Genomic DNA, 14,572 nt, shown 5'->3' with positions numbered 1-14,572 from the left:
CCGGTGCTGGACTGTGCCTGGTTTCGCCACCTTCAGCCCCACGAGGATGATCGATGTTCACCACTGCGTTAGCCCGAATCCGGAGCCTGCTGGCCGCCGGGATCGTCACCGGAGTGATCGCGACGGCGGGTGCGGTGACCCTCGCGGCACCGCCGGCCACCGCCGGCGGCCCCACCCTGGTCCCGCTCGTCACCTTCTTCAGCCCCGCCCGGGGCGACTACTTCACCACCAGCCAGTCGGTGTGGACCTGCAAGTACTTCCGCCTCGCCGGCTGCGCGCCCGACCCGCTCTACCACAGCGTCGGCATCCAAGGGCACGTCTTCAACCCCGACAACCCCCAGCCGGCCGGCACCACCCCGCTCTACCACTGGTGGAGCCCCGACCGAGCGGACAACTTCCTCACCACCGACCCCAACTGGGCCGGCAACGTCGGCGACCGCAAGACATCTGGCCACGAGTACACGCTGTTCCGGATCGAGGGGTACGTGCCGATCGCGCTACCGGTCGGCGGCGGGATGGCCTTCTACAGCTACTGGAACCCGGCCACCGAGGACAACGCCGCCCTGGCGACGTGGAACCGGGTCACGGGTTACAGCTCGCCCGCGCCCGGTTGGGGCCTGTACCGCCGCGAAACCGGCTACCTGCTGCCCCCGGAGTCGTCGACCCTGCGGAGATGCCAGCCGCCCATGACCACGCCGAACCACACGTCCGACCCCTGGTCCGCCGCCGGCAACCACGTGACCCCCTGGTTGGCGGAGCATGGCCTGGAGAACGGCGACGCCCTGCGCGTCGACGCGACCGGGGAAATCAGGACCGACTTCTGGGGCAACGTCAAGCCGGTGCACGGGTACTCCTGGCAGCACGCCGTACCCGGCTACCCGGCGCCCGGTGAGCCTCCCTACTCGCTCATCGGCTCGGTGACGGCCGGCGCGACCTTCATCAGCGGACGCGGATGGTACGAGGCCGGCAGCTGGTTCCCGATCGTCGGCACCCGGGACACCGGCACCCCGTCGACCTCGCCGTGCCTGCTCTACGAAACAGCCGGGCAGGTAGGCGGCAGGTTCCAGGTCACGATCAACGACAACAACCTCAGTGACAACGGCGGAGCCGCGACCGTGACCGTACGCCAGTGGTGGTGAGCCGACCTCGGCCCGGCCATGTGCCGGTACGTAACTACCGGCAGGACGCCCGGCAGGATGACTCCTGCCGGGCGTCCTGCCTGTCTCCCCACATCAGACGTTGCTTGACTGATCGTCATGGCATCAGTTCGAACAGTGACCACCCTTGCGGTGGTCGTCGCAGCGATGGTCGGCACGACCGCGCTCACCGGTCCCACCTCCGCCAGCGCCGAGGCCCACCAGCCGGAGCCGGCCGGGACCACCGAGTCCATCCTCGACCTCATCCCGGCACCGACCCTGGACCGGATGGTCGCCCAGGCTCCGCTGGTCGACGCGGCCAACGTGATCCGCACCGCGGTCGACCGTGCGCCGGGCCGTGGCTACGCCGGCATCGGCCTGGTCGACGACCAGGTCACCCTGTGGTGGAAGGGAGAGCCGCCCGCCGACATCGCCGCGGCCGTCGCCGCCGCCCGCCGCACCGCGCCGGTCGAGGTGGCCGACGCCACCTACTCCCGCGCCGAACTGCGTACGGCAGCCGCCCGGATCGCCCCGGTAGTGGAGGCCGACCCGACCGACGCCAGCCACTCGGTCCGGCTGCGTACCGATGGCACCGGCATCGAGATCGGCGTCGACTACAGCTCGAGCACCGAGCTGCCGACCCTGCCGGAGACCGGTGTCCGTACCACCTTCGTCGAACGCGACCAGATGGTCGAACGGTCGCGGACCGACGACGACGCACCGTTCGACGGCGGGGCCGGCATCGGGCCCGCCGGGCCCTGGTGCACCGCCGGCTTCGGCGTACGTGACGCGGACACCACCGCCGGCTACATCCTGACCGCCGAGCACTGCGGGTCGATCGGCTCGGTCTGGCACACCGGCTGGGACACCACCACCGGCACCGGCACGCTGATCGGCTACGCGGTCGACAGCAACGACGACCACGACACGATGATCATCTCGACGTCGGCACCCGGCGACCACATCTACGTCGGCGGTCAGCACGACGAGGTCCGCGCCGAAGTGGTCGGCTGGACCGAGGTCTTCCCCGGTCAGCTGCTGTGCCAGTCCGGGTACACCTCGGCGGGAGTGCTCGGCGGACCCATCTGCAACCTGCGGGTCGACTACCACTACACCGACATCGAGGACCTCGTCGAAGCCACCCAGCTCGACGGCCACGACTCCGCCCGGGGCGGCGACAGCGGCGGCCCGGTCTACTTCGTCAACCCCGACGGCACCGTGCTCGCCGCCGGCACCACCACCCGGTCGGCCGGACCGGGCTTCGGGTTCCAGGACTTCGCCACCGCCCGCGACGACTACGGCAACCTGGTGCCGGCGACGGCGATCGCCAGCAGCTGCCGGGTCTCCTTCGTCGTCACCGACTCGTGGGGCACCGGCTACACCGCCAGCGTCACCGTCTACAACGACGGCCCGGCCGTCAACGGCTGGTCGGTGGGCTGGACATTCCCCGGCGGGCAGCTCCTGCAGGGTCACTGGAACGGCGTCTTCCAGCAGACCGGATCGGCGGTGACCGTCACCAACGAGAGCCACAACGCCGCCATCCCGACCGGCGGTGCCGTCAACTTCGGCTACACCGCTGACGGCTCCCCCGCCACCCCGACACCCTTCACTCTCAACGGCACTACCTGCAACTGACCCTGCCCACTGGCGCCGGGCCCTGCCGCATCACCGGCGGGGCCCGGTGCGCGTCCGCAGATCAGGGCTCGGCCAGTTCGAGTCGCAGCGTGGCGCGCAGGGCCCGCACCTGCGGGGCGTCCAGTTCGCCACAGCGGTCGAGCGCCCGCTGGCGCAGCAGGCGGGCGGCGGCCCGGTCCGAGGCCGCGCCGGCCAGCGCCGCGAGCGCGTCCAGCGTCTGTGCCTCCCACCACGGGCAGGACAGTGCCGCGTAGAGGGCCAGCGCTGCGCGCAGCGCCTCGGCCGCCGCGTCTGCCTCACCCAACGCCGCGAGCACGAGCCCGTACCGGTGGACGGCGCTGGCCTCGCTGAACGTCGCGCCGCACCGGTTGAACACCCGCCGGGCGCGGGCGTACTCGTCGGCGGCCTCCCGCAGCCGGCCCATCCCGGCCAGATCCGCCCCGAGACTCATCATCGCGCCGGCCCGGGCCACCGCCGCGCCGGTCCGGCTGAGCCCGGTGCCCCGGCCGTGGAACGCCAGCACCTCGCGGTGCAACTCGGCCGCTTCGGCGAACCGGCCGAGCGCGGCCAGCGACCCCGCCTGCGCACTCGCCGCGCTCTGCTCGCCGAGGGCGTACCCGATCTCGCGAAACAGCCCGACCGCCCGGCGGCTGTGGTCGACTGCCGACTCGGCGCGGCCGGTGCGGACCAGGACCGCGGCGGTGTAGGTCAGTGCCCACGCCTGCTCCCGGCGGTCCCCGATCCGCCGGGCCAGGTCCAGCGCCCGGTCCAGGGTGGCCAGCCCGTCGAGGTTGCGGTCCTGGCAGAAGTACTGGGCCCAACCCAGGAAGTTCAGCAGTACGGCCTCGTCGCGAGGGCTGCCGACGGCTCGGGCCGCGGCGACCGCCAGCGCGAAGATCTCTTCCCAGGGGTGCCGGTGACTGTTGGCGTCGGAGTACCAGTGCAACGCCCTGGCGACCGCGACCACGTCGGCGTGTCGGCCACACCGGGCGGCGTAGCGCAGCGCCGCCAGCCAGTTGCCGGACTCCCGGTTCAGCCAGTACGCCGCCGCCCGATCGTCGTCGAACGGGGAGTCGGCCCGACCGGCGTCCGGTTCGAACATCACCCCGGCCTGCCGGGTACGCAGCAGCAGCCAGCCGATCATCCGTTCGTGCGCCGCCGTCCGGCGGGTCTGCGGTTCCTCGGCGTCGAGGCGTTCCTTGGCGTAGAGCCGGACCAGGTCGTGGAACTGGTACCGGTCGCCGAGGGTCAGGAGGAGACCCGCCTCGACCAGCTCCTCCAGGGCCGTCGACGCGGTCTCCTCGTCGATGCCGGCCACGACGGCGACCAGCGCGGGTGCGAAATCGGTGCCGGGGATCAGTGAGGCCCGCCGAAACACTCGCGCGATCACCGGGTCCAGTTGCCGGTACGAGACCTCGAACGCCGACCGCACGCCCAGGTCCCCGGCGGTCAGGACGGTCAGCCTTCGACGTTCGTCGCGGAGCAGGTCCACCAGCCACGCTACTGACCATTGTGGTCGGCTGGCGAGCCGGTTGCCGGCGATCCGCACGGCCAGCGGCAGCTGTCCGCAGAGGGTGACGAGTTGGTCGGCGGCGGCCGGCTCGGCGGCGATCCGGTCGGCGCCGACGATCGCCGCGAGCAGCGCTCGACCGGCCGCCGGGTCAAGCAGGTCGAGCGGCTGGCGGACCGCGCCGGCCAGGCCGGCCAGCGGACGCCGACAGGTCACCAGCACGAGGCATCCCCGCCCGGCCGGCAACAGTGCACGTACCTGTGCCTCGTCTGCGGCGTTGTCCAGGATCACCAGCAGCGGCCGGTCCCGGGTCAGGGTGCGGAACAGGCCGCCCCGCTCGGCCGGCGACACCGGCACCCTGCTGTCCGGCACCCCGAGCGACCGCAGCAGCCCGGCCAGCGCCTCGGCCGGGTCGAGCGGTCCGTCCGGCGAGGCGCCCTGCAGGTCGACGAAGAGCTGTCCGCCGGCGAAGGCACCACTGAGTCGATGTCCGGCCGCGACCGCGAGGCTGGTCTTGCCGATCCCTGGCGGCCCGTGCAGCACCACCACCGAGGAGGTCTCGGGCCGGCCGGCGGCGACCTCGGCGGCCAGCGTCGACAGCCGTTGCAGGATCTCCGCCCGGCCGGCCAGGTCCGGGACGGCGGACGGCAGTTCCCCGGGTACGACCACCGCCGGGCCGTCGTGCGGCACCGTGCCGCCCTCGCGCGGCTGCCGCTCGGCCCGGGCCAGGGCGACGAAGCGGTCGCGGTCCGCCCCGGCCAGCCGCAGGGCATCGGCGAGCAGCACCACCGTCCGTCGTTGCGGGCTGCGCACCCGGCCGCGCTCCATTTCCCGGATGCTGCGGACGCTGGAACCCGCCGCCTCGGCAAGTTCCTCCTGGGTCAGCTTCCGCTCCAGGCGGAGGGTTCTGAGCAGGTCTCCGAACTGGTCATGCTGCACCTGACCGGTAGGCATGTTTCCCCAACCACTCAACGCCCTGGCGCACCTGACGTGCGTCGTTGCCCGCATGTACGTAACCAGAATCGACGACAATGCGCACATAGTGTGATCACAGCGATGACAGATCAGTGACGAATCACCGGGGCCCGGCGTGCGCCGGCACGGGCTTCCCGCCGCTCGATCAGGCAATCAGCGGCGGCTGACCGGTGGCCTCCAGGACCGACAGCCACAGGTCGCCGTGCGGGTCGACCTGGTTGCGGGTGCTCACCGTCAACGGCATCGGCACGTGCACGAACCTGCCCCGCCACCGACCCACCACCAGGTCGGTCCGACCGGCCATCGCCGCGTGCACCGCCGCATGCGCCAACCGAATACAGTAGACACTGTCGTACGGGTTCGCCGGCACGCCACGGATCGTGTAACTCGGGTCGATGTACTTCACACTCGCCTCGCGCCCGGCCCCGGCGAAGTCCTCGACGATCCGCTGCCGCAGGTACCGGCCGAAATCGTGCAGCCGCAGATTGCCGGAGGCGTCGTGGCCGACAGGTTCGCCGGCCAGATGCTCCTGGCCGGCGCCCTCGGCGGCGACGACCGTCGCGTGCCCCCGGTCGGCGACCCGCCGACGCAGGTGCGTCAGGAAACCACCCGGGCCGTCCAGGGCGAACGGCACCTCAGGCACCAGGACGAAATCGGCGTCGTGGGTGGCCAGCGCCGCGTAGCAGGCGATGAAACCCGAGTGCCGGCCCATCAGCTGTACGAGCCCGATCCCGCCGGGAAACGCGGTGGCCTCCACATGGGCTGCCCGGATCACCTCGGTGGCGCGCGCGACCGCCGTCTGAAACCCAAAGCTCTGATCGATGTACGGGATGTCGTTGTCGATCGTCTTCGGCACCCCGACGACGGCGACCGGCCGGCCCCGCCGGGCGAGCACCTCGGTGATCCGCGACGCGCCCCGCATCGAACCGTCGCCACCGATCACGAACAGGATGTCGATGCCGAGCTCGTCGAGGGTGTCGGCGATCTCCTCCGGATCCTGGTTGCCCCGCGACGTACCGAGGATCGTGCCGCCGTACTCGTCGATCCGGTCGACGACCGCCGGGGTCAGCGGGACGGGGTCGTGGCCGTACCGGGCGACCAGCCCCTGATAGCCATTACGGAAACCGACGATCTGCCGCACCCCGTAGCCGGTGGTCAACTCCAGCACCAGAGCCCGGATCACATTGTTCAGGCCGGGGCAGAGCCCACCGCAGGTGACGATCCCGACCCGGGTTCGCGCTGGCTCGAAGAAGATCTTCTGTCGCGGTCCGCCCGGCTCCAGGCTCGGCAGCTCGTCGATGGGCAGACCCCGGCCGGTGAGCATCCCGACGGTGTCGTCGAGCAGCACCCGGTCGGACTCGTCGACGTAGTGCCAGCTGGTGTTGCGCCCGAGCAGCAGTCGGGCCAGCGGCGAGTCGAACAGGCACCCGCCCAGCGTCCGGATCTCCAGTCGCACCGGCTCGTCGGCCATCCACCCATGGTCCCGGCCGTTGTTTTCAACGGCGTTACCGAACGGCACCGTCGGCCGGTCGGACCACGGCGATCCGCTCAGCTGACGGGCGGGGCGACCGGGTAGCCCGAGGCCGGCAGACACTCACCCTGGCTCCATCGGAAGGCAGGCTCGGGCTCGGGCATGGTCCCGGTCCTATGAACCGGCGAAGGACCTGGCCCTGGCTCGCCGGGCCGGGTCGAAGGCATCGATCGCCCCGGGACCCTGACCGCCCGGACTCGCCGCCCAACCGTTGATCCTCCTGGCGGCCCAGGTCACCCGTTGGTCCTGCGGACGGTAGGCGATCTCGAAGTGCGACTCCTTGGGTAGATCGAAGTCACCACCCCAGGCCACCACGCCAGCCAACTCGGCGAGGATGTCCCGGACCACGACGATTTCCCGGGGGTACAGACCGCCCCGGACTCCCACCGGGTACGCCAGCGGTCGGATCGCCAACGCCGACCCGGACAGGTAGTTCGACTCGTAGGCCGCCCTCAGGCTGGTCCGCGTGCTGTGCCCGTGGACGTCGCCGGCCCGGAGCTGGTCGATCTCATAGTGGAAGCGACGGGCGACGTACGTCAGGATCACCGCCGCGGGTCCGTCGGCGAGCGCGACCACATGGCCGCTGCCCTCGATGTCGTGCCAGCCGGCTGACCTGAGCACGGGCCAGCCGTTCACCGAGCGGTCGCGCTCCCAGGTCCCGGGTGTCGTCGGCGCGGCCTGGGCGGCACCGGCGGCGGCCACGGCTGCTCCGGTCACCGCCGCAGCGCCGAGTAGCTGACGGCGCGACAAGGAGTTACCCATCAGTGCCTCCGTTCCTTTTCCGATATCCGCTTCAGCCGGGGTGCGATCACCCAACAAAGGCCGACCATACTGATCACAAAGAGCACGGAGAGCACCACGATCGTCGGATTCACCCAGACCGGGACCAGATCGTAGGCTGCGTTGCATTTGTTGCTGAGCGGAAAGACGCGGAACCGGTCGTCCCGATGCGCTTCCCAGTAGGCGGCGTCGAACGGCTGGTGGTGGACGAACCTGCAGGTGTCTTCGCTGTTGAGCCCGCCCGAGACGAAACCACGAAGCCACACGAGCACCGTCAGGAAGAAGGATGCCCAGGCAGCGTGGCCGAACCAGGCCGGCCGCTTCCAGGTGCCCGCGCGCAGCCCTCGGATCAGCCGCCAGACGCTGAACGCGGGGATCGCGAGGAGCGGAAGGCACGGAAGCAGTGCCGCAGCTGATTCGAACGTCATCGGCGCTCTTCCAGCTGCTGCGACGCCCGCGTCAGGTACTTCTCGTGATTTGCCCGGTAGTTGGACTCCATCCGCGACTCCGTGCCGATCCTGGTCAACATCGTGTCGGCGAAGCCCTGCAGGAAGCCGTCGAGCTTGTCGCCACCGCCGGGCAGATTGATCAGCACGGTCGGCAGCATGGCACCCGCCGTCGCGATGAGCTGCGTACGCGCGATGCCGAGCGTGGTGTCGGTCGCGGTCAACGCGTTGTGTGCGGCGAACCGGCAGTTCTCCACCGTGGTCCAGCGCTGCGCGAAGAAGTTGTTGAACCGGCGCAGACCACCACCGCCGTTGTAGTGGTCCCGGACGGCCTGGACGATGGTCCGGCCGGACCTGACCGCGCGAGCGATGAGGTAACCATCTGCGTCCTCGATCAGATCGTTGAACCCGAAGGACGACTCGACGCCAGGGATGGCCAGTCGGGCCTCGCAGAATGCCCGGCCCGACGCGTACTGCTCCTCGGAGTTGCGCCAGTCCGCGTAGAACGTCATGAGGTCCCCGCCCCACCCGGCGACGTCGCCGCCGTTTGCGGCCTTCTGGTTACTCTCCTGCGGCGTCACCAGGTGCCCGTTCGCGGTCGCCATCATGTGCTCGGCGCCCAGATCGTAGCCCGTGAACGGGTCGGTGAACCACTTCATGACGGACATTCCCCGCGCGTTGGCGTAGCTGACGAATCCCTCGTCGTAGCCACCGATGAGGTACCACCAGCCCAACTGGTTGAGCGGGTCCCGGCTGCCGTACTCGGCGTGGCGGACGTACTCCATCACCAACTGGGAGGGTGACCTGTCGCCGCCATAGGAGACGGCGAGAGCGTACAGCTGCTCGATGTAGTCGATGAACGTGTCGGCAGGCCCGGCGGAGTCGTTGACCGAGCTGGTTCCAGGGTCGGATCCGTGTCGCCACACGTTGCGGTCCAGGTCGAAGGAGTCGCTGCCGTTGACGACGACGAACTCCTTGATCTGGTTGAACGACCAGTTCGGTGGCAGCGTGAACCCGAGGTTGCCGGAGAATCCCCACGACATGCCGGAGACGAACGAGTACCGGGCGAAAGTGCGGTTGGTGACGTTCCAGCAGACGTTCCGGGATCCGTACACGCCGTGAATGTAGCGCTTACCACGGCTGGCCAGGCCGGCGACCACTCCGTGGAAGTACGGGACGATCGCCGAGTCGATCTCAGCCTGTGTGGCGTCGTAGTCCACGGCGAAGTAGATGACGGTACCCTTGTTGAAACCGTAGCCGACGGCCAGACTGTGGGCGTTGAGGGCGTGCTGGTAGCCGATGCCGTAGCTGAAGTCGGACAACCGCCGCCCATCGTCCTGGTAGATGGGAAAGACCCGCAGCCCGGCGGCGAACATCGTCTGCAGTTCGCCGGGCTTGATCTCCTTGTCCAGGGTCGACCCGGGCGGGTCGTACAGGTATCGACCGACGATCCGGTAGCCGTTGTTCCACAACCAGCTGGCGCGGGACGCGGTGATCTCGTAACGGGTGTCGGAGCCGGTCGCTGGCCGGTCCGGATCCCCCATCGACACCAGCAGCTGGCACCAGGTCTGGTAGTCACCGGCACCGTTCTCGGTCAGCTGAGAAAAGCGTTGGAAGGCCCGGACGAAGTCGGCGAGGGCCGCGTCGTAGGTCGTGCGCCGGTTCGTCCGGTAGTCGCCAATCGGCTCGTTGAACACACAGGCAGCGGAGAACAGCTCGACGAAGATGCCGGAGTCGCCCTGCCGGACCTGGTTCGCGCGTAGGCCGGCCTGGGTGCCGGGCCCGAAGTTGCCGTTCGCGTCCAAGCCGAGCTCGTACTGGATGGCGATCAGCAGAGCTCGTTGCACGTCGCGGGAGTAGATGCCGTCACAGGGGCCGATGAGGTAGGCGGGCCGCTGCCAGTAGCGTCCGTTCAACCAGCGCTGGATGTCCCGGATCTTGTCGGTGCCGCCCGCCACCACGACGTAGGCGTCCATGTTGAGGATGCACTTGGCGATGGTCGCGTCGACCGTACCGTCGCCGTCGGGAATCCCCATGTTGGACCGCAGACTCTTGACCGCGGCGACGGTGACGCCGGTGTACCAGCCGTAGCTTGCCGGCTCGACCCCCCAGTAACCTTTGCAGAACAGGCCGTGCTGCAGGATGGCGACGATGTTGCGGTTACGGTCCCAACCCGCGCCGATCGGACCGAGCGCCTGGAACCTGGACGTCGTGGTAGGACCGAAGCTGGCCACCACCGGGCTGATCCCGAGCTCGTGCTGTAGACCCATGACCAGCGAATACATCGTCGACCAGCCGGTCCGGCCGTCTTCGGGACAGCGTACGTAGCCGGGCACCCCGCCGTACGTCGCGTTGACCCACTGCTGCGCTTCCAGGACCTTCGGATCGGCCACGTTGTCTCCCCTGTTCGACGTCGGGACGAACACCCTGCCGGTCGTTGGGCACGGCCGCCTTGGGCACGGCAGTCTTCCATAGCCTCAAAACAGACTCGTATCGATGCTTGCTGATAATAGACTATACGCACACCTTTGCCCCGAGTGGGAAGACACTGTGGCCGGACAACGGCAGTGCCGTACTCAGAACTCGTCGAGTTGGAGGAAGACCAGCAGCAGGAGGATCGAGGCGGCAGCGCCGGCGAAGCTGATCAAAAACCCCAGCTTCGGGAACCGGGGGCCGCCGTCGGTCTCCAGCCGGGACCGCCCCCACTTGCTGATCACGAAGTACGCGGAGAAGAACCCCATCGCCGGGAACCCGGTGCAGGACCAGATGAACTTGGTGCTGACGTCGACGCGGGCCGCGAACGGGTTCAGGAAGATGGCGAACTGCAGCGCGGCGACGACGGCGGCGAACCCCAGGTAGACGGTGACCGCCCGGGCCAGCGGTGAAAAGCCGGGCAGCAGCGGCGGGCGGGCCGCCGCCTGCTCCGCCTCGGTCGCTGCGGCATCGGCCTCGTCGAGCTGGCGGCGGGCCGCCTCCAGCTCCTGCTCCGCGTCCGGCGGGAAACCGCCGACGGCCGCCGGGTCACCGGAGACCGGCACGGCCGAGACCGGGCCGGCCGCGCCCGCTCCGACGCCGTACGGCTGCACCTGCCCGGCCTGCGCGGACGGCCCGAAAGCCCCGGCGGACATCGGCACCGGCTGTTCGCTGGTGGCCAGCTCGGGCCGGCGCGGCGGTGGCAGCCCGGCCGGCCCCGGCATCGCCTGACCCGGCATCGCCCGGCCCGGCGGTGGCGGTGGCGGTGGCGGCCACGGGACACCGGCCGGCGAGGCACCGTACCCGCCGGATCGTTGCTGGCCCGCCGCGTTGTCGGCAGCCGGGTTCGCCGTGATCGGCGGCGGCGCGGGCGGTGCCGGCTCGCCGGCGGCCTGGGCGATCGCCGCCAGCCGCTGCCACTGGGCGTACAGCCGCTGACCGAGCTGGTCGGCGTAGCCGGTGAGCCGCTGTCGACGGGTCTGATGCTGCGCCGAGCCGGCCTGACCGGTGCGGTGCAGCTCGTGCAGGTGCCGGGCCAGGGCGGCGTACTCGTCGAAGTCGCTGCTCACCGCGCTCAGCCTTCCTCGTCCAGCTCGCGGCCGGGCAACGCGAACGGCACGATCAGCCGGGTCCGCTGGTCGTGCCGGTCGATCAGCAGCGCCCGGTTCGGCCGCGGCCGGTACGCCAGGTCGTGGGTGCCCAGGTAGGAGCCGAGCTCACCGCCGGGGACGTTCATCGCCACCAGGCAGGCCAGGTCGTCGCGGTTGTGTGAGCCGCCCAGGTCGTCGGCGAGCCGCCGTAGCCCACGCCACCAACCCAGCAGATGGACGCCGTGACCGGGCCCCTGGCGCAGCACCACCTGCAGGTCGTCCAGCCCGGACTTGTACATCTCGTCCTTTGCGCCGAGCACCCCGGCTGCGGCGTCCATCCCGAACACCACCAGGTACGTCCGACCGTCGTCGGCGGGCGCGGCGGTGCCGTCCGGGGTGGCCAGTCGGCGCAGCTCCTCACGCAGCTCGGCGGCGGTCAGCCGGGTGATCGAATGTCCGAAGGTGTGCAGCGCGTCGGCGGTCTCCTCGGCGACCTCGTCGGCGGAGGCGACCAGCGGGGCCAGCAGGAACCGGGCGTGGCCGGGCGGCTCCTGCCGGGCCAGGCTGACGGTGGCGGCGTGCAGCACGTCGGCGGCGTGGCCGGTGGTGCCGACCACGGCGATGTGCCGACCCGGAGTGGCGTCCAGCGGGAACACCGCCGAGCTGAGGTCCACGTCGACCTGCCGGCCGACCAGGGCGAGGGGGCGCCGTCCGCCGGGGGCCAGTGAGCGGTACGTGGGGTCACCGTCGAGGTGCGCCGCCTCGTACCCCTTGAAGATCGCCGGTGGGCGGGAGCCGGCGGCGCGGGCCTGCCACAGCTCGTGGCGCAGGGTGGCGATCCGCCGGGCTCCACTGTGCGCGTCCGGGAACCGGATGACCGTGTTGGCACCGGCGATGCCGGCCGAGACGTTGACGATCGCCTGCCCGACCGGCAGCCCACCGGCGGCCTGGTTGAGCGGGTCGAGGACCCCGTTTCCGCCGGGCAGCGCCACCCGCAGCGGGAACTGGCCGAAGATCGAGTCGGTCTTGCCGTAGAGGGCTTCGATGCCGGACATGCTCTGGCTGGCCAGGACCAGGTGTACGCCGTACGACCGGCCTTTGCGGGCCAGCTCCTCCAGCAGGGCGGCGGCCTCCCGGGCGACCGAGTCGTTGCCTTCGAACAGCACGTGGAACTCGTCGATCACGGCGACGGTACGCGGCGTCGGGGTGCCGTCGCGGGGCAGGTCGGCCAGTTTCGTCACGCCGTGGCGTTTCATCGCCGCCGCCCGCCGGTTCAGCTCGCGGCGCAGCTCCCGCAGCACGGCGACGCCGTACTCCCGGTCGGACTCGATGCCGACGGCGCGGGCGTGCGGGATCCACGACGGGTCCCGGCCGGTCGGCACGAACTCGGTGAAGCTGACGCCCTCCTTGAAGTCGAGCAGGTAGAGGGACAGCTCGTCGGGTGCGTAGCGGGCGGCGAGGCTGTAGAGCAGGTCGAGCAGGAAGACGGTCTTGCCGGAGCCGGTGCGGCCACCGACGAGCCAGTGCGGGGTGACGTCGTCGAAGGCGAGAATCGCCGGTTCCCGGCCGGCCCGGCCGACGATGGTGTGCAGGCCGGCGGTGGCCGACTCGGTCCAGATCCGGGGTGGCAGCAGGTCGGCGAAGTCCAGGGTGGAGCCGCGTCGGTGGATCTCGCCGAGCCGGCCGGCGAGGGCTTCGACCACCCGGGCCGGCGGGTCGCCGTCGAGAGCGACGGGCGCGGCCAGGCCGGTGCCGTCGGCGCTGAACGGCTGCCCCGGTGGGTCGCCGACGAAGGCCCGGTTGCCGTCCAGCCGGACCGGGGTGGTGGCACCGAGTGTCGGCGGCGCCACCCCGGTGCCGGCCGGCGGGTAGCCGGCGACGATCACGCAGACCCGGGCGGACGCCCCGGCGTGGGTGAGCGCGGCGAGGCGCATCAGCTCCGCCCGGCCGTCGGGCAACGCCCCGGCGACCACCACCAGCAACTCCCCCGCTGCCTGGCCTGCGGAGCCGGCCCGGTCGCCGCTGCGGGCCTGGGCGGCCCGGACATGCTGGTCGGCGTCGTCGAGGCGTTCCTTGGCTTCGGCGTCGGTGGCGGCCGGTGGCGCCAGCACACCGGCTTCGACCAGGGGCCGCAACGGCAGGAACGTGGCACCCATCGACGTGGTGTCCAGCGCGGTCACCCGTACCGTGCCGGGTGGGGCGGCGGCGAGCAGCCGGACCACCAGGCTGCGCAGCAGCGCGGCGACCTTCGGCTGCCGGGCGTCGGCGTCGATGGCCAGATGCGCGCCGGCGCCGAGCGGCACCAGCGCCGGGAACTCGACCGGGTCGCCCGTGCCGGCCAGTCCGACCGGGCGGGCCATGCCGACCCGCACCGGGGCCGGGCCGGCGGCCAGGTCGCGGGTCGCGCTGGTGGCCCCGGTGGTGAGAGTCTCGCCGACGCGGCGCAGCCGGTCGGTGACGTCGCCGAGGTCCGGTGCGGCCGGCGCGGAGCTGTCGTCGATCGCCCGGCGGGCGGTGGTCAGGTGGGTCACGGCCTGCCGATGGGCGGCGACTGCCCGACGGTACGCGGCACCGAAGCTCATCGGGCCGGACCCGGAGTCCGGGGCGGCCCGGACCTGGTGACAGCGTCACAGCCCAGAACCCCATGCAGTCCGTACACCCACACCCCCACCTGCAGTCGGGTAGTGACCAGAACACTATCCGAGTCCGCTTCCTCCTGTTGACCCGGCCCGCACCGCATGCGCTCCTGCGCGACTCAGGTGGGGTTCAGCGCCACATGATTCACCTCCGTAAATCGATCAAGCAGAGACATGTAACATTGGCGAAATTGTTCAAAATCAATTTGTCAACCCCCCGGGATGAGTCACCCTCCAGACACTTGCTGTAATCGCTTGATGATTTACAGTAATTAAGCCCTGCCATCAGTTGCGTCGATGACGATCATCGGCCCTGCAACACGGATAGGAGACGACCATGCCCCTGTCAGCGGCCGATCT

General features: G+C 70.7%; 9 protein-coding genes. 2 read left to right on the top strand and 7 right to left on the bottom strand.

Translation table 11 applies throughout. The features are described 5' to 3' along the window. Nucleotides 1–53 precede the first annotated feature (53 nt). Both ACN28F_RS27990 and ACN28F_RS27985 read left to right on the top strand, forming a co-directional pair. A complete protein-coding gene (locus tag ACN28F_RS27990; protein WP_421360451.1) occupies nucleotides 54–1,139 on the top strand; it encodes a hypothetical protein in 1,086 nt (361 codons plus the stop codon). A gap of 135 nt (nucleotides 1,140–1,274) precedes the next feature. Then, a complete protein-coding gene (locus ACN28F_RS27985; RefSeq protein ID WP_289205436.1) occupies nucleotides 1,275–2,771 on the top strand; it encodes a cellulose binding domain-containing protein in 1,497 nt (498 codons plus the stop codon). A 61-nt stretch (nucleotides 2,772–2,832) separates the two neighbouring features. On the opposite strand, the gene ACN28F_RS27980 is transcribed toward ACN28F_RS27985, so the two are convergent. From ACN28F_RS27980 to ACN28F_RS27950, 7 genes are all read right to left on the bottom strand, one after another. Further along, on the bottom strand, nucleotides 2,833–5,235 hold the full coding sequence (locus ACN28F_RS27980; protein WP_421360448.1) for an ATP-binding protein: 2,403 nt from the start codon (nucleotides 5,233–5,235) through the stop codon (nucleotides 2,833–2,835). 166 nt (nucleotides 5,236–5,401) lie between these two features. Beyond that, on the bottom strand, nucleotides 5,402–6,727 hold the full coding sequence (locus tag ACN28F_RS27975) for an ATP-dependent 6-phosphofructokinase (protein ID WP_281550542.1): 1,326 nt from the start codon (nucleotides 6,725–6,727) through the stop codon (nucleotides 5,402–5,404). Between the two features lie 174 nt (nucleotides 6,728–6,901). Next, nucleotides 6,902–7,549: a twin-arginine translocation signal domain-containing protein gene (locus ACN28F_RS27970; protein ID WP_281550543.1), complete on the bottom strand. Its 648-nt coding sequence runs from the start codon at nucleotides 7,547–7,549 to the stop codon at nucleotides 6,902–6,904. Further along, a complete protein-coding gene (locus tag ACN28F_RS27965) occupies nucleotides 7,549–7,995 on the bottom strand; it encodes a hypothetical protein (protein WP_281550544.1) in 447 nt (148 codons plus the stop codon). The genes ACN28F_RS27970 and ACN28F_RS27965 overlap by 1 nt, the downstream gene beginning before the upstream one ends. Next, the gene (locus ACN28F_RS27960; protein WP_421360446.1) at nucleotides 7,992–10,406 is read right to left on the bottom strand and encodes a glycoside hydrolase domain-containing protein; all 2,415 of its coding nucleotides are present in this window, start codon (nucleotides 10,404–10,406) and stop codon (nucleotides 7,992–7,994) included. Before ACN28F_RS27960 ends, ACN28F_RS27965 begins: the two co-directional genes overlap by 4 nt. A 183-nt stretch (nucleotides 10,407–10,589) precedes the next feature. After that, on the bottom strand, nucleotides 10,590–11,555 hold the full coding sequence (locus ACN28F_RS27955; RefSeq protein WP_421360444.1) for a hypothetical protein: 966 nt from the start codon (nucleotides 11,553–11,555) through the stop codon (nucleotides 10,590–10,592). 5 nt (nucleotides 11,556–11,560) lie between these two features. Then, nucleotides 11,561–14,158, bottom strand: a complete 2,598-nt coding sequence (locus ACN28F_RS27950; RefSeq protein WP_421360443.1) for an FtsK/SpoIIIE domain-containing protein — start codon at nucleotides 14,156–14,158, stop codon at nucleotides 11,561–11,563. Nucleotides 14,159–14,572: the final 414 nt, after the last annotated feature.

The sequence above is a fragment of the Solwaraspora sp. WMMA2101 genome, from assembly GCF_049179175.1.
Taxonomy (GTDB): Bacteria; Actinomycetota; Actinomycetes; order Mycobacteriales; family Micromonosporaceae; genus Micromonospora_E.
The sequence above is the reverse complement of the archived record's forward strand: the minus strand, read 5'-3'. Positions and strand labels throughout refer to the sequence as shown.

Coding starts and splice junctions, on each gene's coding strand:
- ACN28F_RS27950 (WP_421360443.1), bottom strand. CDS start 14,158: ATGAGCTTCGGTGCCGCGTACCGTCGGGCAGTCGCCGCCCATCGGCAG.
- ACN28F_RS27980 (WP_421360448.1), bottom strand. CDS start 5,235: ATGCCTACCGGTCAGGTGCAGCATGACCAGTTCGGAGACCTGCTCAGA.
- ACN28F_RS27990 (WP_421360451.1), top strand. CDS start 54: ATGTTCACCACTGCGTTAGCCCGAATCCGGAGCCTGCTGGCCGCCGGG.
- ACN28F_RS27970 (WP_281550543.1), bottom strand. CDS start 7,549: ATGGGTAACTCCTTGTCGCGCCGTCAGCTACTCGGCGCTGCGGCGGTG.
- ACN28F_RS27975 (WP_281550542.1), bottom strand. CDS start 6,727: ATGGCCGACGAGCCGGTGCGACTGGAGATCCGGACGCTGGGCGGGTGC.
- ACN28F_RS27965 (WP_281550544.1), bottom strand. CDS start 7,995: ATGACGTTCGAATCAGCTGCGGCACTGCTTCCGTGCCTTCCGCTCCTC.